Source organism: Rhodococcus sp. P3_B8 (assembly GCF_056402775.1).
Map to the genome: position 1 here is coordinate 1 of NZ_JBFUGT010000105.1, position 20916 is coordinate 20916.

General features: G+C 58.9%; 15 protein-coding genes and 2 pseudogenes. 6 read left to right on the forward strand and 11 right to left on the reverse strand.

Annotated features, from left to right (window positions below; translation table 11 throughout):
- Positions 1–503 precede the first annotated feature (503 nt).
- From AC1D1G_RS25690 to AC1D1G_RS25710, 5 genes are all read right to left on the reverse strand, one after another.
- Positions 504–827 (reverse strand): DMT family transporter, encoded by a 324-nt coding sequence (locus tag AC1D1G_RS25690; RefSeq protein WP_477954174.1) that lies wholly within the window; start codon positions 825–827, stop codon positions 504–506.
- On the reverse strand, positions 827–1174 hold the full coding sequence (locus tag AC1D1G_RS25695; protein WP_477954176.1) for a DMT family transporter: 348 nt from the start codon (positions 1172–1174) through the stop codon (positions 827–829). Before AC1D1G_RS25695 ends, AC1D1G_RS25690 begins: the two co-directional genes overlap by 1 nt.
- Positions 1175–1255: 81 nt before the next feature.
- Entirely contained in the window at positions 1256–3379 is a 2124-nt protein-coding gene (locus AC1D1G_RS25700) for an oxidoreductase (protein WP_477954177.1), read from the reverse strand.
- A gap of 314 nt (positions 3380–3693) precedes the next feature.
- Positions 3694–5190 (reverse strand): aldehyde dehydrogenase family protein, encoded by a 1497-nt coding sequence (locus AC1D1G_RS25705; protein ID WP_477954179.1) that lies wholly within the window; start codon positions 5188–5190, stop codon positions 3694–3696.
- Between the two features lie 51 nt (positions 5191–5241).
- Positions 5242–6627 (reverse strand): aminotransferase family protein, encoded by a 1386-nt coding sequence (locus tag AC1D1G_RS25710; RefSeq protein ID WP_477954181.1) that lies wholly within the window; start codon positions 6625–6627, stop codon positions 5242–5244.
- Between the two features lie 1353 nt (positions 6628–7980).
- On the opposite strand from AC1D1G_RS25710, the pseudogene AC1D1G_RS25715 reads away from it, so the two are divergent.
- Positions 7981–8262, forward strand: a pseudogene (locus AC1D1G_RS25715) (hypothetical protein); the annotation flags it as partial.
- Positions 8190–9194, forward strand: coding sequence for a N,N-dimethylformamidase beta subunit family domain-containing protein (locus AC1D1G_RS25720; RefSeq protein WP_477954191.1), 1005 nt, complete (start codon positions 8190–8192; stop codon positions 9192–9194). The pseudogene AC1D1G_RS25715 and the gene AC1D1G_RS25720, both read left to right, overlap by 73 nt.
- Positions 9195–9400: 206 nt before the next feature.
- Here the strand turns inward: AC1D1G_RS25720 and AC1D1G_RS25725 are convergent, their stop codons facing one another.
- The 5 genes from AC1D1G_RS25725 to AC1D1G_RS25745 all read right to left on the reverse strand — a co-directional run bounded on the left by AC1D1G_RS25725 (position 9401) and on the right by AC1D1G_RS25745 (position 16776).
- Positions 9401–10171 (reverse strand): SDR family NAD(P)-dependent oxidoreductase, encoded by a 771-nt coding sequence (locus AC1D1G_RS25725; protein ID WP_477954182.1) that lies wholly within the window; start codon positions 10169–10171, stop codon positions 9401–9403.
- A 94-nt stretch (positions 10172–10265) separates the two neighbouring features.
- Entirely contained in the window at positions 10266–11645 is a 1380-nt protein-coding gene (locus tag AC1D1G_RS25730; protein ID WP_477954183.1) for an NADP-dependent succinic semialdehyde dehydrogenase, read from the reverse strand.
- Between the two features lie 187 nt (positions 11646–11832).
- Positions 11833–13488, reverse strand: a complete 1656-nt coding sequence (locus AC1D1G_RS25735; RefSeq protein WP_477954184.1) for a PucR family transcriptional regulator — start codon at positions 13486–13488, stop codon at positions 11833–11835.
- A 689-nt stretch (positions 13489–14177) separates the two neighbouring features.
- On the reverse strand, positions 14178–15440 hold the full coding sequence (locus AC1D1G_RS25740; protein ID WP_477954185.1) for an MFS transporter: 1263 nt from the start codon (positions 15438–15440) through the stop codon (positions 14178–14180).
- Positions 15441–15618: 178 nt separating this feature from the next.
- On the reverse strand, positions 15619–16776 hold the full coding sequence (locus tag AC1D1G_RS25745; protein WP_477954186.1) for an aromatic ring-hydroxylating oxygenase subunit alpha: 1158 nt from the start codon (positions 16774–16776) through the stop codon (positions 15619–15621).
- A 476-nt stretch (positions 16777–17252) separates the two neighbouring features.
- On the opposite strand from AC1D1G_RS25745, the gene AC1D1G_RS25750 reads away from it, so the two are divergent.
- From AC1D1G_RS25750 to AC1D1G_RS25760, 3 genes are all read left to right on the forward strand, one after another.
- A complete protein-coding gene (locus AC1D1G_RS25750; protein WP_477954187.1) occupies positions 17253–18326 on the forward strand; it encodes a 2Fe-2S iron-sulfur cluster-binding protein in 1074 nt (357 codons plus the stop codon).
- 51 nt (positions 18327–18377) lie between these two features.
- Complete coding sequence (gene ald / locus AC1D1G_RS25755) at positions 18378–19460, forward strand: alanine dehydrogenase (RefSeq protein ID WP_477954188.1); 1083 nt, start codon at positions 18378–18380, stop codon at positions 19458–19460.
- Positions 19461–19567: 107 nt separating this feature from the next.
- Complete coding sequence (locus tag AC1D1G_RS25760) at positions 19568–19915, forward strand: WhiB family transcriptional regulator (protein ID WP_477954189.1); 348 nt, start codon at positions 19568–19570, stop codon at positions 19913–19915.
- 132 nt (positions 19916–20047) lie between these two features.
- Here AC1D1G_RS25760 and AC1D1G_RS25765 read toward each other — a convergent pair.
- A pseudogene (locus AC1D1G_RS25765) lies at positions 20048–20263 on the reverse strand (IS701 family transposase); the annotation flags it as partial.
- Positions 20264–20510: 247 nt separating this feature from the next.
- Between AC1D1G_RS25765 and AC1D1G_RS25770 the strand changes: the two are divergent.
- A complete protein-coding gene (locus tag AC1D1G_RS25770; RefSeq protein WP_477954190.1) occupies positions 20511–20681 on the forward strand; it encodes a hypothetical protein in 171 nt (56 codons plus the stop codon).
- Positions 20682–20916: the final 235 nt, after the last annotated feature.

A 20916-nucleotide genomic window follows, 5' to 3' on the forward strand; every position in this document is an offset into this window, starting at 1 on the left:
GACAGTTTCGTCTTTGTAGCCCGGTGTCCGGCCGGGTTCGTGTCGCCGTGGATGAGCCGGACCAGCTGGGCCGAAAAGCGTCCGGGCTCAGAGCTCACCATGAAGGTGATCGCTGCTCCCGGCTCGACACTCAACTTGTCCGCGTATCCGACAACCTTCATGCTGTTCCTCCGCTGGCTTGCTAGCTGGCCTACGGGCCCGGGCCGGGACCGTACTTGTTTCACATTGCGGGCGGCGGCGCCGTTGTCGACCCCCCGAAAGATGAACCTTCAATCTCACGCATGCCCCAGATCACATGCAATGCTCCTCTTGTAAACTATGTGGCATAAACCACTGACGTATCGTCCACGTTTGAGCTGTGTGAATGCCGGTCCTGATTGGTGTTGTAACGCTTGGGTTCAGCTGTATGGGGCCACCGCTGTTGGTGGCAATTAATAGTGCGCTCCATGGTTGTCGAGTCCGTGAGGCTCTTGCGAGCCCGCTTCGCTTAACGCGAACCTGGGTCAATGAGCTCCGGAACCGACTTCGATGAGCAGGACACCGCCCATGATCACAGCGATGCCAACAGCCATGACCCACGTCAACGGTTCCCTGAACAACAGCCGTCCAGCAATAGCGGTCAGCGCTACGCCGCAGGCGGCCCAGACTCCGTATGCCACACCGATAGCCAAGCCCGCCGATAGTGTCGCGGACAGCAGTCCGAACGCGATCAAGTACCCCACTATCACGGGGATCAGCCAAAGTCTTTTTCGCCCGCCTTCCGATGCACGCAGCGCAAGTGTCGCCGCGACCTCGACTACGATCGCGCCGGAGAGCAGCCACCACATCACCGCTCGACCGTGATTCTTGCGCGGGCCGAACCAAACTCGACCAACAACACTCCTCCGATGACGAGCGTAATACCCGTGACCATTGCGACAGTCAGAGGTTCGCCGAATATCAAAGTCCCGAACACTGCGGTCAACGCGATTCCGGACGCGGCCCAGATCCCGTAGGTCTTGCCGATCGGAGCACCGGCCCGCAACATCATCGACATTAAAACAAAGGACACGAAATAGCCGGTGACAACGACCGTGTACCACTGTGGCGTATCGAGCGCGGCTTTGAGCGACAGTGCGGCCGCCGTTTCCGATAGAACCGCCGCCGCCAGCATCACCGATACCTTGTTGAGCACACGTTCTCCCTGTACATACGAGTCAGTCCCGAGCCGGTCGGGTAGGGACCGACCGGCTCGGGACTGGTTGACTTCATTGTTCTAGGAAGTCAATGCTTCCGGGCGTGTGGGTCCGAGTCGTAGTTCGACCAGACGCTCACGGTGATACGGCAACGCGATTGCTGGGTTCGGCGAATCGATTTCACGTGCAAGCCGGTGACCATCGAAAACCGACTCCGCGATGATTCTCGGAGCGACGCAATCTCCGATTCTGTATACGGAGTCGACGCCGTCTTCGAGCAACTGGACCGATCCGATTTCGTCTTGCAGAGCGCGGTAGATGCCCGTGTTGGATACTCGCTGCGTCACCAGTACAACCGCATCAGAGGGATAGAACTGAAGATCGTCGGAATCGGCATACGCCGAATGCGCCTGCACACCCTCATCGTTCAGGCTGACAGGGATAGTCGAGGTCACGATCTTCACGCCTTGCTTGTGCAGCTTACGACGGATGAAACTGGCTTCCAGCGTGTAGTTCGTGTACGGAGCCAGCTCAGCCATGTGCGTCAGAAGCGTCACTTTTTTGCCACGCGAGGAAAGCAGGTCAGCGAGTCCCGCTCCGACGTGGTAGCCGTCGTTGTCAATGATAGTGACATGACTACCGGGGAGGTCGCGCCCATCCCTGAGGATGTCTTCAGGGGTGAAGACATTCGGGCTTTTGGATACAGTCAGACCATTTCTGGTCACAGGTCCCAGCCCATTTTCTGACCAATGAGATCCGGTGGCCACGATGACGATTCCAGCGCCGTAGTCTGCGGCCTCTGCGGCGGAAAGTCGTGTGTTCGCAATGAATTCGACATTCTTCAGCTTCTCGAGCTGAACCATCCGGTAGTCGGTGACTCGATTCCACTCATTGAGCCCCGGCAGCTGGGTCAGCCACCGAAGGTGGCCGCCCATCTCGGGCTCGGAATCCACCAGGTGCACATTGCGCATACCCCGTTCACCGAGGACTCGCGCACACTCCATACCTGCTGGACCGGCGCCGAGGATCAGCACGTCGGAGTCGGCATTTGTGGCACGATCGAACTTTTCGGGATGCCACCCACGTCGGTACTCTTCGCCGGCCGTCGCATTCTGAGTGCAGATGATGGGGGGTCCGCCGTGCTCGAACCGTGAGATGCAAATGTTGCAGCCAATGCACTCGCGGATGTCTTCCGGTCTGCCGTCTTTGATCTTGGCAGGTAGGAAGGGATCGGCAATTGTAGGCCGCGCTGCGCCCACGATGTCGACGACACCTTCCTTGATGATCTGCGCCATCGCACCCGGGTCGGTGAACCGCCCTACGGCAACAACTGGCTTCCGCGTTGTCTCTTTGATGCGTTTGACATACTCCAGCGCGCGGCCGGATCGGAAAAAGCGCGACGGAGTCGCGTCGTCTCCCCAGTCCACACCGCCCAGGTAAACGTCCCATAGGTCGACGATGTCGTCGCAGGCACGAATGAACGGCAGAACGTCACGCTCCAGCAAGATTCCCTCTTCACCTCGGAGAGAATCAGCGGAGATACGGACAGAAATAGCCATGTCGGAGCCAACCGCTTCGCGGACTTTCTCGATCACTTCACGCCACATACGCGCCCGGTTCTCCGGAGAACCACCGTAGTTGTCTGTGCGCTTGTTGTAGTACGGCGAGAGGAACTGTTCGAGCAAACCCTCGTGACCTCCGTACAGACAGATTACGTCGAAACCCGCGTCACGAGAACGCAACGCCGCGTCGACGTAAAACCCTTGTACGATCTCGATGTCCGAAATATCCATCTCGAGACACGGTGCCATAGAGAACGCATCACTGACGATCTGCGACGGCGCCCGGGATACCCCGCGCGACTCCATGTTCAAGGGAAGCACGCCCCCGTACCACAGTTCGATGCCGGCCAATGCACCCTCTTCGTGAACCATGTCGCACATCAAAGCGAGGTTTGCGACGTCGTCGTCGTCCCACAGACGGGCTAGCACGAAAGGAAATTGGTCCGCTTCTGSGTGGATGGAGCACTCTTCCGTAAAGATGAGTCCCCACCCGCCTTCCGCCTTCACCTTGCGGTGGTGCGCCTGGGAGCGCGGTTTTGTGCTGCCGAAGCTCGTGCAATGGGGAGTTTGCAGGAAGCGGTTCGGTATCGTTTTCGGACCGATCGTGATGGGCTCGAACAGAATCGAGTGGCGCGGATCCATATCAGTTCTCAACCTTTCTCGCGTGAGCGAGGAGTTCCGCCACTAGGGGCTGGGCGGATATTCGTGCTGCGGTGAGCCTGCGCCCTCAGCTGGACGAGCTTCACCATCGATGGTATGGAATTGTGGGGCACTTGGCAGATGGCCTGTCAGGGGAGTCCACGAGGCGTTCTCGCGTGCTGTGGCGGCAAAAGTGCTCACCGGTCTCAGCGCAGGCAACAACTGACGGCCTGCCCTTGAGGCACCTCTGCACGGCGACCCAAGGGCCACCGTGCAGAGGTGTGGAGCGGTCGAGCTACCCGCGCGGTTTGACCGAACTAGGCGAGATTGATGTACGTGGCCTTGAGCTGGGTCCAGTTATCGAACGCATAATGCGAGTAGTCGCGGCCGATTCCCGACTCTTTGAAGCCACCATGCGGAAGCGTCACGTCGAAAAGCTCGTCACCGTTGACCAGCACAGCCCCGGCCCGCAATTCGCGCGCCATGCGGTGAGCTTTCCTGATGTCGTTCGTCCAAACGGACGCTGCAAGACCGTAGTTCGTATCGTTGGCGATACGAAGGCCTTCTTCCTCGTCGCTGAAGGTGATGACGGACAGGACTGGCCCGAAGATCTCTTCGCGGGCGACGCGCATCTCGTTGGTGACATTCCGCAGGACCGTCGGTTCGATGTAGAAGCCTCCAGTCTCCACCAAAGCGGCGTTTCCGCCGCTGACAACCTGCGCGCCCTCTTCGCGACCCACGTCCAGGTAGCCGAGAACGCGGTCATACTGAGTCTTGTCCACCACCGGCCCCATGACAGCTGTGGGATCGAACGGGTCAAGCGGCTGCCAGCGCCCGGCGACGATGCGAAGTTGATCGATGACGGAGTCGGCAATCGACTCGTGCACGACCAATCGCGAGCTGGAATCACACATTTGGCCGGTGTTCCCGAAAATTGCTTCAGCTGTTTTGACCGCAACCATTTCGTGGTCTCCGGCGTCGGCGAGGACCAAGCTTGGCGATTTTCCGCCCAGTTCGAGTGACACCTTCTTCAAATTCGACTCGGCCGCGTACTTCATGATCAGTCGACCGACAGAAGTCGAACCGGTGAACCCCAGCGCATCGACATCCATGTGCAGGGCAAGAGCTTTGCCTGCTGTCTCTCCGAGTCCCGTGATCACGTTGAGGATGCCGTCCGGCAAACCTGCGTCCGTTGCCAACTCGGCCAGGCGAAGGGCGACCAGCGGCGACTGTTCGGCCGGCTTCAGGACCACGGCGTTTCCACTAGCCAGAGCTGGCGCTAGCTTCACAGAGGGCATGAGCAACGGGAAGTTCCATGGCGTCACGGCTGCGGCAACGCCGATTGGCTCACGGGTAATGGTCGCGTGCGCGTCGTGTCCGAGCGGTGCAACCTGTCCGTAGAGGTGATCGACCGATTCGCCGAACCACTCGAAGACCTCAGCGCTGAATTCAACCTCCCAGGTCGCGGCCGCGATCGGCTTGCCCATATCGGCAGTCAACAGCGCCGCCAGTTCGTCCTTGTTCTCTAGCATGAGTACCGACAACCGCTGAAGAACCCGCTTACGCTCACGGGGGCTGCGACGACGCCAGTCCGACGACTCGAACGCGCGTCGAGCCGAAGCGACCGCACGATCGACATCGGCGTCCGAGCATGACGCGATGGACGGCAAGGATTGACCGTTGACCGGAGTTACACGTGCAAATGTCTCATCACCCAACGAATCCACGAACGCACCGTCGATGTACGGCCTGTTCAGTCGTGCGATCAGCGGGTACCGCTGAACCACAGAATTCTCGGCTGCTTGAACTGACATTTGGAACCCTTTCATTAATGCTTAAGGCAGTGCGAATACGAACAATGCGTCTTAGATGCCCAACGAGGCGCGCGTCGCATCGATCGAGTCCGCCACCCTTTCAACGATAGCGTCGATATCCTGCTTCTCGATGGTCAAGGCGGGTAGAAATCCGATTGTCCGGTTATTTCGGTAGGACCTCACGAGAACTCGCCGACGAGCAAATTCCTCATGCACCCGCACTCCGAATTCGTCACCGTATTCGTCCAACTTCAGGTTGATTGCGACCATCATTCCGGTCGACCGTGCGGTGCTCTTATCCAGGATCTGCTGGCTGTCGGCCAGATTAGCGAGTTGTTGCGCAAAGTAATTGCCGCCGCGAACTGCCTGACCGACGACATCTTCGCGCTCCATGATGTCGAAAGTCGCGAGAGCCACTGCGCAGGCGGCCGGGTGGCCTCCGTTGGTCACTCCGTGAACGAACTTCTCGCCGCTCGAAGACAGTGCGCTTCGAACGCGTTCGGTAACGCCTACTACCGACAGCGGGAAGTAGCCGGCAGTGATCGCCTTGGAAATGGTGATGATGTCCGGTGAGACATTCCATCGTTCGATCGCAAACATCCTGCCCGTCCGCCCGACACCACACAGAACCTCGTCGGCGATGAACAAAATGTCGTAGCGGTCGCAAATCTCGCGGATCTGCGGCCAATAATCGTCCGGAGGGCAGTACAGGCCGTTCGGAGTAGAGATGGGTTCCGCCAAGAACGCCGCCACCTTCTCCGGCCCAACACGCAGAATCTCTTCTTCGAGCGCACTGGCTGACCCGACGCTCCCATTCTCAGGCTGCGAGATGTGGGAAAAGCCGGAGAGCAGGGGCCCGATGTTGGACCACATGGCGTGGTCACCCGTCATGCTGGCACCGCCGTAACTCACACCGTGGTAGCTGTTCATACGCCCGATGATGTGGATCTTGTCAGGCCGACCGTTGGTGATGTTCGAGAAGCGCGCAATTTTGATGGCAGTTTCTACCGCGTCCGATCCGCCGACGCCGTAGAAGAACTGATCGATACCGCTCGGCGTGATATGTGCGAGCCGGTCGGCCAGTTGAGACGCCCAGACATGACTTCGGTTGTGGTAAAAGTGTGTACCGAAGGTAAGCGACTTGAGCGTAGCCGCAGCGACGTCGGCTAGTTCGTCGCGTCCGTAGCCCAGGCTGACGTTAGCCTGGCCTGCGCATCCGTCGAGCCACTCGTTACCTTCGACGTCGACCAGGCGAATTCCCTTGCCCGACTGAAAGATGGGCCCGGGTGTCAGGTCACGATCCAGATTGGTGAATCCATGCATCACATGCTGACGGTCGTAGCCGATCAGCTGCGTCGGCGCCGCGGTAATTCCTGTGGCAGCTCCAACACCATTTGCGTTGTCTACGCCGGCGAGGCTAGGGGAGGTTGCTTGCATACTGTGAAGCATGATTCGTGTCGGCAATATGCGACCAGGGGCAAGGTGTAGGAACTCGGACATACCGGCATGACAGACTGTCTACGTGAGTCTCATCGGGACGTTCGAGAGAGACTGCCGGGTCAGAGATTGATACGCTAGCGTGAACTTGGCTAACGGTCAGCACCGTCGTGCCCAAGCTCCCACTCGGACGCCTGGATACTTTGGTAGTCAGGCACCTGCCGAACGCGCCGGTAGTTGCATCCAAGACAGCAGCCGCCTGGACAACGATGTCCCCGTCCGAACTTTGGCGCCGTTCTCTACGGAGTGTGGGCAAAATTCCGCAGCTAGCAGGAGGGGGCGGCCGCATTTCGAAAGCCACTGGAGTAGTGCCATGAAGATTGTTGGATCCAGTGACCGATTGAGCGTGCAGGGCGGGTAAGAGATCACCTTTCTGGTGAGTTCTGAGGGCGGCGCTCCTTACGATGTCGAACTCGTCCGACTTATTCAGGGAGACGCTCGGCCGGGCACTCCCGGTTTCAAATCGCAACCGGTGGAAAGCTCGATTGAAGGCAACTACACGGGTATCGAGCAGCACTTGCGACCAGGTTCGTACATCGAAGTACCGAAGCAATTGGATCTCGGTGAAATCGATGACTTCAGCGTAGACCTGTGGTTCTGGCCGACTACGCCCAAACGTGGTCGGCAAACGCTCCTTTCCTGGCGCCGGGAACGCGAGGGTGGGCTATGGGTGGGACTCGACAATGGCAACGCTGTCGCGGAGGCTGCCGGCGCTACCGTCTCCATCGGCTCAATCGAGACGAGGACCGGCACCGCCTTACTGCGAGCTACCACCATTCAGGGAATTTGCAACTACATAGAGGCCGTACAGTCCACGAACCCGTCGCCGGTACGCACGGCAAGCAGCGCCATTCCCACTAACGGTGACGACCCTGTGGCAGGGTGCGGGCGAATCTCCATCGGTGCGGATCGGAATGGCGACTACGCTAGCGACTTCTACAACGGCAAGATCGAGGCCCCCAGCATCTACCCGACAGCAGCGACCCACGATCTGCCAGGCGCGCAACGTGATTCAAGCGAATTCACGAAAGGTCCGCTGGCGGCATGGGTCTTCGAGATCGGAATCGATGGATGGTCTATCACTGACATCAGGCGCAGGATTCGACGGACACGCGATCAACATGCCGATGCGTGGTGCCACAGGCCGAAACTTCGACGGCACAGAGACTGCGTGGCTCCATGCACCGTCTCACTATGGAGCAATCCACTTTCACGACGACGACCTGTTCGACGCCGGCTGGGATCCTTCTTTCTCATGGAGAGTACCTGCCGACCTGAAAAGCGGGTTTCTACGCGGCACATGTGTTCAGCGGATCCAGCCACGACTACTTACCGTTCACTGTTCGCTCGGCAACAGGAGATCCCTCCGCTAAAGTCGTTCTCCTCCTTCCTGCTTTTTCCTACCTTGCGTATGCCAACGAGCAGCTGGTGAATCAGAGCGAAGCCATGGCCCAGGTCGACACCCCGTCCAGGAGCAGGACAAGTACATCGTCGACAACAGGCTGCTCAGCCTCTACGACAGGCATAGTGACGGATCGGGGGTCTGCTACAGTTCTCGGCTCCGCCCGATCGTAAATATGCGACCGCAGTGTGTCATGGCCTGGCTCGACGACGGCCAAGGTTCTCCCCATAATTTGAACGCCGACTTGTACATCGTGGACTGGTTGCATCAGCAAGGTATCGACTTCGACGTCATCACGGACGAAGACTTGCACCACGACGGTAGGGCACTTCTCGATCCCTGCAACGTTGTGCTGACCGGCACACATCCGGAGTACTGGTCAATGGCCATGATCCGGTCCACACAGGATTATCTGCAAAGCGGCGGGCGGATGATGTATCTCGGCGGCAACGGGATGTATTGGGTTACACAACTTGATCCCGCGACGGGAGCGAGTGTCGAGATCCGTCGCCGCGGCCCGTCGACGCGGGCTTGGGAGCCCGAACCCGGCGAAGCTCATCTGAGCTCGACCGGCGAACTCGGGGGACTGTGGCGCCACCGCTGGATCGCCCCCCAGCCATGGCTCGGAGTGGGGTTCACGGCAGAGACATCAGGATCTGGCCGGCCCTACGCTCGCCAACCTGGGTCCTACAGCGACGCGGGTCGATTTGTTTTCCGGGACACAGACGAGGACCTGATCGGGGACATGCCGAATTTGATTCAGTCTTACGGAGCGGCCGGTTACGAGTTCGACCGTGCCGACGTTCTGCTGGGCACACCGACCACTACTACAGTTCTTGCCACGGCGACCGGCTTCTCGGACGACGCGCAAGCGTGCTCCGAAGAGATACTGACCTCGGATTCGGGGCAGACCGGGTCGGTGAGCCCTCTGGTCAAGACTGACATGGTCCTGGTCGAGTATCCGAAGGGTGGCGCCGTGTTCAGTACCGGATCGATTACATGGAGCGGATGTCTGTCGCAAAACAACTACCAGAACAATGTCTCGACTGTCACCCGCAATGTCCTCGAAGCCTTCTCTCAAGACGGAGAAGACAATCGGTCATGATGTCAGCTGATGTGCTGGCCTCCAACTAAGGCCGAGTGTGCAAGCGCGGCGGTGCGTTCGACTACCGCCGCAGTCGCCACCGTGTGTTCCGTGTGTTCGAGCGAGCGATAAACTGTCGCGCACCCGCCGAAGGGTGCGTGAAGCCCTTCATTCGAGAGGTTGTCGTCACCCGGTCGCGATGGCAGCGAGTGACGACAACCTGTCGATCAGTACGTCTTGGCCGTCAATCCGTCGTCGACGATCAAGGACGTTCCTGTCATTCCCCGAGCCTCGTCCGAGACGACAAATACGATCGCAGCCGCGACATCGGCGGGCGAAAGTATGCGCTGGGTCGGGTACAGCCTTTCCATCGCATCGCGCGCTGCAGCCGGGTTGGTAGCAGTCTCGAAGAAGTGCTCAAGCATGGGGGATTCGAAATCGCCGGGACAGACCGCGTTGCATCGAATTCCCTCTGCGGCATACGCAATCGCGGTGTCACGCGTCAGTCCGATGACCCCCGACTTGGTTGCCACATAAGCAGCAGTGTCACCTGTAGCTGTGAACCCGGCCACTGACGCGGTGTTGATGATAGAGCCCCCGTGCCCCTGCTCGCGCATGGCCAGGACTGCGTACTTGGTCCCCCAGAACACCGACGTGAGGTTGGCGGCAAGAGACGCAGACCACTGGTCGTTGGTGGTTTCGTGGATAGCAGCGCTGACCAGATAAGCAGCATTGTTGTGCATGATGTCGATGCGTCCATACTCCGAACGGCACCGATCGATCATGCCCCTCACATCATCTTCGACGGTCACGTCGCCCTGATGGAAGACCGCCCGCCCACCGTTGTCGTTGATTTCCTGCACCGCGCGACTTCCGCGCTCTGGATCACGACCGACTGCAACAATGGACGCACCCTCTCGGGTCATTGCTTCCAAGGTGGCGAGCCCTAGGCCACTAGTAGCGCCGGTGATAACTCCGGCCTTACCTGTCAATCGCATTTCAGGCCCTATCTCTCAGGGCGGTCACCTGTCGATGTCCGCTCGGTTTGAAGTCACTTACCCGCCAATCTCTCCAAACAGATCGCCGGGTCGACTACTTGACCCATACTGTCTTGGCGTTGCAGAACTCGCGGAGCCCGTGATAGGAGAGCTCACGACCGTATCCGGAGCGCTTCGTGCCTCCGAACGCAAGCTCCGGGTACGAAGTTGTCATTCCGTTGATGAACACTTGGCCAGCGGCAATCTCCGAGATGAACCGGTCCTGTTCTGCGGCCGAACTGGTCCACGCCGATGAGCCCAATCCGAACGGCGTCGCATTTGCAACGGCAATGGCGTCGTCGATGTCTTTGACGCGGTGCAACATTGCCACTGGACCGAAAACTTCTTCTTCGTTGACCCGCATGTCGGACGAGATGTCTGCGATCACCGTTGGCGAGAAGAACCACCCGTCCAAGTCCAAACGACCACCACCGCACAATATCGATGCGCCCTTTCCGATTGCGTCGTCGACGAGCTCATTTACTTCGTCTCGTCCCTCGGCGGTGGCAAGCGGACCAACATCGGTCGTCCCCTCCAGCGGATCGCCAACGGTTAGAGCTGACATTGCTTCAACGAAACGCGCCGTGAACTGGTCGTAAACAGCATCGTGAATCAAAAACCTTTTCGCTGCGATGCACGACTGACCGTTATTCTGAGTCCGGGCTGTCACGGCTGTGGCTACTGCCGACTTCAAGTCGGCCGACGGCATCACGATGAACGGGTCGTTGCCCCCGAGCTCGAGTACGGACGGCTTGATCTCGTCTCCGCATATAGACGCGACGGATCGGCCTGCCCATTCACTGCCGGTGATCGTCGCCGCCGCAACTCGCGGATCTCTCAGTACACCCTCGACCTGGCCTGAAGAGATCAAGAGGGTCTGAAAGCAACCCTCGGGGAAGCCGCTGCGTTCGAAAAGGTCTTGGATGTACATCGCGCACTGCGGAACATTCGATGCGTGCTTCAGCAAGCCGACGTTACCGGTCATCAAAGCTGGTGCAGCGAAACGCAGAACCTGCCAGAACGGATAGTTCCACGGCATGACGGCGAGCACCACGCCCAACGACTCGTACCTGGTGAAAGCGCGCGAGGCGCCCACGACGCCGGCTCCTCCAGGCAGAGCCTCATCTGCGAGCATGGCTTCGGTGTTCTCGGCGTAGAAGCGGAGCCCTTTCACACACTTGGCGGCCTCACCTCGCGCAGAAGCGAGTGTTTTGCCCATCTCCAAGGTCATCAACGCAGCTACTTCGTCGATGTCCGCTTCCAGAAGATCGGCAGCCGCGCGCATCCAGACCGCTCGTTGCTCGAAGCTGACGGTGCGGAACTGCTTCCAGCGGGCATCAGCGACTCGAATACGTTCCTGCACCTCCCGTTCGGGCATTGGCTCGAACGACTTGACCGTTTCGCCGGTAGCAGGGTTGATAGTTGCGATCGCCATGGTTCATCTGCCCTCTCTCTGTGACCGGGGCCTTGCACTCGTCTACGCGCAAGTAACACCCGGCCTATCACCTGGCAACATTTCCTGGTGGGACCCGCGAGAACAATGGACAGAATGTCAGGCAGTGGCTTTCGTCGCCGACAGCTTGAACTGATGCGTCATCACAATGACATCGAAGACCCGAGCGTCAGTCCCAGATATCATCGGTGACTTCTGGCAACTGACGCATGATGCGTAGAGCCAGATGAAGACCGAGTCGGGTGTCCGGATCGTCAAGATCCACCCCAAGCAGCGATTCGATCCGTTCGACACGGCTGTACAGCGATTGACGTTCGAGGTGCAGGGCCCGGGCCGTTTCAGCCTTCCGACCATTCAAACGAAGAAGCACCTGAAGCGTTTTGAACAGCTCTTTGCGTCGTTGTCGATCGTGGTCGAGCAGAGTATCGAGGCGAAGGTGGGCAAACCTCGCAAGGTCCGGATTTTGCCGCAGGCTCCACAACAATCTGTCGAGATCGAGATCGACCGCATCGTGCCAGGGTCTTGGCTGGCTCTGCATGGCACCTTCCATCGCCTCAACACTCAGAATGAGCCCCTCACCAGCGGCTTGCCACGTGTGCACTGCCGAGCCGGCACAAATGATTGCCCCGTGGGGTACACCGATGTGGCGGTCCGCGGCCTCCTGCACGACATTTGCGAAGCGGTCGATCGCAGTCTTCCTTTGAGCTACATCCTCCAAGCCCAACATGACCAAACTGACGTCATTCGACGGTGCCTGATCGATCATCGCGCTCATTCGACGGCCCGTCATCTCCGAGTTGACGTCATCCCAGATTTGCTTCCATAGGCGATCTTCCAAACTCAGTGGCCGAGAACGGTGGTGGGCTGCGGCACGAATGGCCAGCGGCAACAAAACCGGAGCCACGAAACCCAGAGTCGCAGCTCTTGCTTCGGCTCGATACGGAGGCATTTCTCCATGCATCAAAGCCGTGAGGAATCCCCTCTGATTGCGCGCAGCGACGCTGTCCTGGTGTTCGTCCCGCATCAAAACCAAGCTGATGATCCCCGCGGTTCGCTCGAGCGCCACCTCGTCAGCTTCTGTGAACGCACGATTCATCGCCAGCGCGACGAGCCGCCCTGCCGAGCGTTCACCGACAGCAAGCATAGTCTCCAAAGCGGCTGGGGCGGAGTTGAGTCTGCGAGTATGGGCTTCCCAGGCGGCGGATACGTCCCTCTCAGTCAGGGTGTGCAGGGCTTGATACACGAACCCCCCGTGTTGCCTCTCGTAGATCACCGGGTTCTGCACAGCCTCGGCAAGAATATCCAGTATCTCCGGGATACGTCCGTTGGCAAGTGCGAGATGTGTCAGACGATCCTGCAGCTGATGCGCGCTATCGAGAAGGGTGAGCTTGTAAGACACGATCTGACTGTGAATGGCTTCTGTGATGTCGATGAACGCCACAGGCAAATGTAAGGCGATCAGTGTCAACCCGTGTTCACGGCAGGCGACAACAATATTCTTCGGCAGTGTGCGGTGACGTGGCCCTAGCTCGATGACCAGTGCGGCTACACCGCGTTCGGAGAGCTCAGCGATCAGCCTTCGATCTTCTACCGCACTGCCGAACATTCGCCCTTCGGACAGTAGCAACTCTCCGCCCCGAAGCACCGATGCGATGTCCCTTACTTCGACGACGTGCACCCACCTGATCGGGCGATCCAAGGCCTCTGCGCCCACCACGACCTCGGGGGCGCCACCACGCAGAATCGGCAGATCAAGTGCAGCATGAACAGTGAGCGCGCCACCTGCTGGTGTTGTCTGGCTGACACCGTTGCTAGCTGAGTCCATACTTCAATTATCCTCTCTGCCAGCTCTGCGGGTCAGCGACCGCGCGGTCTTCGCATGGTCGAGCCGGGTGCGTTGCAGGTGCCTTCAGGATCCTTCGGATCAGCGAGATAATGACCATCGTTGTTAGCCCGGATACGACAAACGAACGATGCCGCCGCCAACTTCGAGGTCGAATACTCACCGCGAGGTGGTTGTCGGCATCGGACGCGACGCCTGTGCACGGGCACTGCCCGCACCATACTCACCTGGCCTCTCACTCGCCGGACCCCACTTGACCAACTGACCACCGCGCAGTTTCTTGATGCTGGTCCAGTTCGGTGTGCGCGACAGTCCGACCACTATGCACACTCTCCGGCCGACGAACTGCGCTGCAGAGCTTCGGCGGGGAAGCCTTCCAGCCGCCCCGATTGCCCCGTATTGGGTGGGTTCAAGAAGACGGTGTAAACCGTGCTGTGTTGTGCAGAAATCGTCGAGATGTGTCTCTGTGAGCCGTCGCCCCAGCCGAAGTCGAGATGCCAGAATGTGCGCGACCAAACCCGTAACGCCACCCTCAGATCTGATGCAGAGGGTGGCGTTATACCGCCTCGAATCGAGGTCAGCGGCGTGACGGGCTTAGTCTATGGATACAGAACGACCTCACGCGATCTTCTCGGGTTATGCGCACCCACGGCAGTTCGGGGGAGTGGGGCCTACACCGATTCCTGCAACGGAGTGCTCGTATCCTGAGGTTCGACGGAAACCGGCTTCAGAAAGAGAACCGATATCACACACAAGCCGATAATAACAACAGTGGCTAAGGCGAAGCCCACCGTGTAGTTACCGGTCAAATCCCGAATCCATCCGAGTGTGTATGGAAAGAGCGTTCCCGCGGTAAGCCAAGGAACGCCGATCACGAGACCGTTCACCAGACCGATTGCGTTTTCATCGTCTACGGAATCGATCGCCATCGAGAGTGCCAGAGGCTCACCGAAGTACAGGCCCAGCCCAACGATCGGGGCAGTTACCACGACTACGACGTAGTTTCCTATAGCGAGCCCGAGTGTGAGCACAGCCAGCGCACCAACGATGACCAGGCCAGACCTCAGAATCAGTGTTTTGTGGTTGATCGCTCGTCCCGTCAAGAAGGCGGCGGAGAATGCAGCCGTCATCCCGATCACCGAGAACATCGAGGAGAAGAATCCAGCTGTGCTTTCCGACCAGCCTGCCTCGTCCACCAAAATCGCTGGCAGCCATCCAGTAATGAGGGTGAGAAGGCCGACCCCTCCACACCAGTAGATGGTCGCGATAAGCACGTTGCGATGCTTCACACCAGCCCAAGAGCCAAGGATGGGCTTGCCTGCCCGCCTGACGGTCTGTCGACGCTCAGTTGCGTTCGCTCGGTTGTCTACGTTCCGAGTGAAGAGAACAACGATCGGAATCATGACCAATACAATGATTCCTTCGATGGCGAGGCCATTTCGCCACCCGAAGGCGCTCAGTACGAAGGCCAAGACGAAGATGGACAGCAGCACCCCGACGCCGTCGCCTGACATCATGATGCCCGTTGCGCGTTTTGTCTGCCTGTCATTTTGGAACCACTCTGCCGCGAGGGTGTACGTGCCCACGAACAGCAAGCCGACCGCGAACCCACTGATAGCACGGCCGGTGATGGCTAGTGCGTAACCACCAGCAACCGAGAACAGGAAGAGACCGACGACCCCGCACGCCAGTCCCGCGAGTACAACGTTCTTGGTTCCCCATCGTGACGCCGCAAGACCTCCCAGCAGAATCATGATCCCCGCCGAGAGGCCCGTCACCGCAGACAAACTGCCGACCTCCGAAAAGGTCAAGGCCAGATCGTCTTTGATGTCGTTGAGACTTGGAGCCCAACCGTTGTAGGCGATGAATCCACCCACCAGCGCCATGTACGACACCACCAAGTTAGTCCACTTGTTGGTTGAAAATTTCAGCACAGATATTTCCTCATTTTGCACAATGCCAATTTCGAGGCTTGTCAACGAATAGAATTCAGCCTCACAAGGCGGTAGATACCCTGGAAACACTGCAAGCCGCTGCCATTCAGGAAGCCGCAACGAACCCAGCTGACGCCTCGCGCAGCCTTACGACGACACCGAGTGAGTCCTGCTGGATTTAACGCTCAGATTCTTCCAATTCTCCCAGCATTTCCAGGTAAAGACGCAATGATGCGCGGATTCCAGGCTCCTGGTCGAAACTGTTCGGACCCGGCGTATATTTGCTGGAACTGAGGCCTTGCTGCTGCCGTTCCTGGATGGCCAAGTCCTGAACGTTGGTGACGTCCCAGATCTTGATCAATTCGTCGACGTCGTAGTCGACACCTTCCACCGCGTCCTCGTGCACGAACCACTGGCACAGCATCTTGGTCCTCGTGGCGGAGATCGGAATCGTGGTCGCGACCATGCCATAGTCTGGGTGGAATCCACCCCATGCATATCCCGGCTGAGTCATGAATCCTGCCCCGAACTCCCGGGGTATTTCGACACCATTGTCGAACTCGCCGAGCAGCTTCTTCGACACGAAACTGCCATCCATAGACAGAGAGTCGAGTTCGGCTTTCACCGGAATGACCAGACCCTGAACGACCTCTGGAACCATGTCACGATCGTAGTAATCGGACATCTCTTCAGCGTTCAACACTACGCAGAACTCCGGGTGCACACTGGGGCAGTGGTAGCACTCGACGCCGTTCTCGAGGAGGAGCTTCCAGTTCGCTTCAGCGTCGTAAACGATTTCGTGTGCAACCTTCAGGCGGGTCGGCCCAATGAGGTCCATATCCGCCGAGCTCTTCTCGTCGATCATCGAAGCCACCGGCTTCGGTGCCTCGTCGGCAAGGCAGATGAAGATGAAGCCTTTCCATACGTCGACGTGGATTTTGTACAGTCCGAAATCCGAGTAATTGAAGTTCTCACCGTCGGTCTGACGGGTTGCAGTTTTCAACTCGCCGTCCAGTGCATAGCTCCACGAGTGGTACGGGCACACCAGGCGCTTACGGACCGAACCTGTCGGCTGGTCGCACAACCGGAGCGCGCGGTGCCTGCAGACGTTGTGAACCGCATTCACGGTGTCACCTTCATCGCGAATCAGGAGGATGCTCTCGTTCGCCAGTTCGAAGGTGAAGTAGTCCCCGCGCTTCGGGATCTGCGAAATATGACCCACGTACACCCACTGGCGAGCCCAGACCTCCTCAAGCTCAGTGGCGAAGTGTTCTGGGGACACGTAGTACTCGCGTGGAAGGCTGGTGAAGTACGTCCCGTGATCGAGAGTGGTCATTGGGCCTCCTAAGGCGGTTTTGCGGCTGTGAGATAAGCCATTCTTCACCCCCCCAAAGCATGCACTTGACCCCCACGCTGTCAGATCTTGAGGTCTCAAAACCGGCATAGTGTCGGTCATCGCTCAGGATATTGCCGACATGTACCGGACATGTTGCAGCGGAGTTTCCAGATTCGTGGGACAATACTCCGCTTTCTGCCGCGATCGGCGTCTTCGCGAGTCCCGGTCCAGGCAGAAGACCGAACGGGAGTTATCTCCGGACTCTCCGACCGTGACACTGTGTCCATTCATGCTGGATCAATGCATGACAGCAGGAGTATCGGAGCCGTCGCTCCAGTCTGGAACTCTGGTCAGAACCAAAGGGACGGTTCAGATGGGTCTCTAACACCCGGCGTCAGTTACGCAGTGCCCACGCGGCGACGTTCTGTCTGCGGGAACCATAGCGGTGGTGAACACCTCGGAAGATGGGATCTAATGTGACCGAGTCGGTCCAACTGCGGGTCGTCGACATAATCGAGGAGACGAGCGATGCGAAGTCGTTCGTCTTCGAGGCGTCCTCGGCACTTGTTTACAAGCCTGGGCAGTTCCTGACCATCGAGGTGCCATCCGATTCCGAGGCAGGGGGGACCGCGCGGTGCTACTCACTCTCTAGCGCCCCTCATGAAACGGACCTACTCAAGATCACTGTCAAGAGAGTTCGAGACGGTTACGGCTCGAACTGGATGTGCGACAACGTCGAAGTCGGGCACACACTAAAAGCTCTGCCTCCGTCAGGCCTGTTCACTACCCGTCAGGCGTCCTCCAATCTGTTGCTCTTCGCTGGAGGTAGCGGCATCACACCAGTGTTGTCGATCGCAAAATCTGCGCTGGCAACCGGCACCGGGGATGTGGTGCTCTTCTACGCAAATCGAAACGATGCATCGGTCATTTTCGCCAGCGAATTGAGTGAGCTCGCGGCCAAGCATCCTGACAGATTTGTGACAATTCATTGGCTCGAATCAGTCCAAGGGATACCAACCGTCACTCAGCTGAAGAACGTTGTACGTCACTTTTCCTCGTACGACGCTTACGTGTGCGGTCCCGCCCCTTTCATGGCCGCGGCGCTTACAGCATTGGACCAATTGGGGTTCCCCCGCGAGCGTAAACATCACGAGCGTTTTGTCTCTCTCGAAGGAAACCCGTTCGAAATTGAAGCTGTGACCACCGAGCACGACTTGTCGGAGACCGCCAAAGAAGGCTCGGCCTCGACAACTTCGCCGTCGGCGGTTCCATCCTTCCGTGTGTCCGGAAAGATCGGCGACGTCTCGTTCGATCATGACGATTGGCCGGCCGACCAAGTTTTGCTGGATTTCTTGTTGAATAAGAAACTGGCCGCACCTTTTTCATGCCGCGCAGGTGAATGCAGTTCGTGCATGTATCAAGTCGTCGAAGGATCCGTCAAAATGTTGAAAAATGACGTCCTGGACGACGAGGATCTCAACGATGGGCTTCGTCTGGCATGCCAAAGCCTCCCCGAAACCGAAGCGATCGAAATTTCATATGAGTTTTAAGCCAATCATGCAGTACCCAGTAGTTCCACACTCACATTTTTGGAGGCAGCAGTGAAGATCGGTGTACCCCGTGAAATCAAGAACCACGAGTACCGGGTGGCGATCACCCCCGCAGGCGTGCACGAACTTGTTGGTCGCGGCCACGATGTGACCATCGAGACGCAGGCAGGTGTCGGTTCGACCTTCTCCGATGCCGACTTCAAAGCCGCCGGCGCGCAGATTTTGAGCAATCCGGATGAGGTGTGGGCGTCCGCTGATCTTCTGCTGAAGGTCAAAGAGCCGATCGCTGAGGAGTATTCGCGGCTGCGCAAGGATCAGGTCTTGTTCACCTACCTTCACCTCGCCGCGTCCAGGCCGTGCACCGATGCACTCCTCGAGTCGGGAACGACGTCGATCGCGTACGAAACCGTCACCGCTGCGGACGGCTCTTTGCCACTGCTGGCCCCGATGAGCGAGGTCGCGGGGCGTCTCGCACCGCAGGCTGGGGCCTATCACATGATGGCCAGCGGAGGCGGCCGCGGTGTGCTCATGGGCGGTGTCCCCGGCGTTCGGCCCGCGAACGTCGTGGTGATCGGTGCGGGTGTTTCGGGCAGGAATGCAATCGCTATCGCCCACGGAATGCACGCCGACGTCACGGTGCTGGATTTGAACATCCGGGCACTCCGTGCAATCGACGACCAGTACCAGGGCACCGTGAAAACGGTCGTGTCGAATGCATTCGAACTCGAACAAGCAGTTCTGTCGGCCGACATGGTGATCGGTGCAGTCCTGGTACCGGGCGCGCGGGCCCCCAAGCTGGTCTCCAACAGCCTGGTTGAGCGGATGAAGCCAGGTTCGGTGCTGGTCGATATTGCGATCGATCAGGGTGGCTGCTTCGAGGACTCGGTTCCGACGACGCACGCCGAGCCCACGTACCGCGTTCACGAATCGGTTTTCTACTGCGTCGCCAACATGCCAGGTGCCGTACCGCGAACATCGACATACGCTCTGACGAACGCCACACTGCCGTACGTCGTCTCACTCGCAGACAACGGATACGAGGCCGCATGCGAAGCCGATCCCGGGCTGAAGAACGGACTCAGCACCCACAACGGCGCTTTGCTCTCGGAAGCGGTCGCGTCAGCGTTCGCTTAATCAGGAGCGCTCGTGTAGTCGCATACCCCACTGAGGTAGCAGGTCAGTGAGGTATGCGGCGCGGGAGGCGGGCCCACCACAAAAAGGTTTCAAATTGAGCGGAAAGAATGCTTCGATCATCTGAATACGACGAAGGTGCAGGGACTGTGCCGCGAACTGAAGTCGATTCTTCGGGGTGGCAAGTCCATGCGAGGTGTCGTGACTACGACCCTAGAACGTTCTTCGAGGCCGAAGAGGGAAGCGACTCGTTAAACGAGCCTTCCGGCGCTGCGAAGCGAATCTGTGATGGATGCGTCGTTCGCGACGACTGCTTGAACTACGCGCTGGACGCGGATGAGCAGTTCGGTGTGTGGGGTGGGCTTACCGTTCGAGAACGAAAGCAGTTCAAATGGTTCCACTACCCGAGGAACACCAGCCGAGCACTGGGGAATGCGTCAACGTCGCTACCTCGATAGTGACCACGACACGGTCAAGGCGCTACACAGTAACCTGACGCTGAAATCGGCGAGAGCAGATTCCCCAGCGTCACAACCGATTCCGCTCTGCTGAAATTGCGTGTTGAGAAACTCGTCGTACACGCCCAGGCTGGTGGCCGGCACGTACGACACTTCTTGTTCCTCGAGCCAGATTCGCAGGGACTTCATCTGACCGGCGGCCTCGTCCGCGGTGAGCTACGCGAACGGCACCTTCGCGTCGAGCGCGCGTTCGATCATGTTCTGCGCCAAAACCATTTTGGTCGCTCGCTCGGCATCGTCACCGATCCCGAGAGCGCGGCAACGGCCTTGATCGGCGGTCCACGCTTCGCCGAAGATAGGTGCTCCCGGTCGAGACTTGAATACGGTGCAGGTGTGTCTGGTCGTCGTCGCCGCGGCGCTTGTGGTGTGGGCGCTCGGTGATTCGACCGCCGACGACATGCCGGAGAAGAATGCTCCGTCTGCCAGCGGAGAGGGAACATGCCCCTTCGGTGCGGTATGCGGCCGCGCGGCTAGCGGGAGTCTCGACGGCGGCGCACAATTCTTATGGCCGCCAGCTCGGGGCAGGATGAGAGTCGTGAGCGACCGGACTGCAGCCGACCTCGAGCGCGAACTCGCGATGCTCGCTTTCATTCGTGACTGTCTCCGGGCGTTGAAGGGCGATGACGTCCGTAGTCCGACCACTGCCGTCGATCAGGTTCTCGACGAGCTGAGCAGTCTCGCACGATCTCCGCGGGTCCCGAACTGATCTGCGCACCATGCGGGGGTTGAGATGACAGTTCGTCCCATGTGCCTTGTACGCAACGGCGCTCGACCATCGCGTCGGCACAACCTGAACCATCCCGGGTCTCATGCACACACTGTCATTTGTGTGCGACCGGTTGATCGGCACGGTGTTCAGCGTAGTACTTGGCTTCGTACTCGGCCGGTGGGATCCGCCCGAGACGATGCATGAGCCGGCCGGTGTTGTACCAGTGCACCCA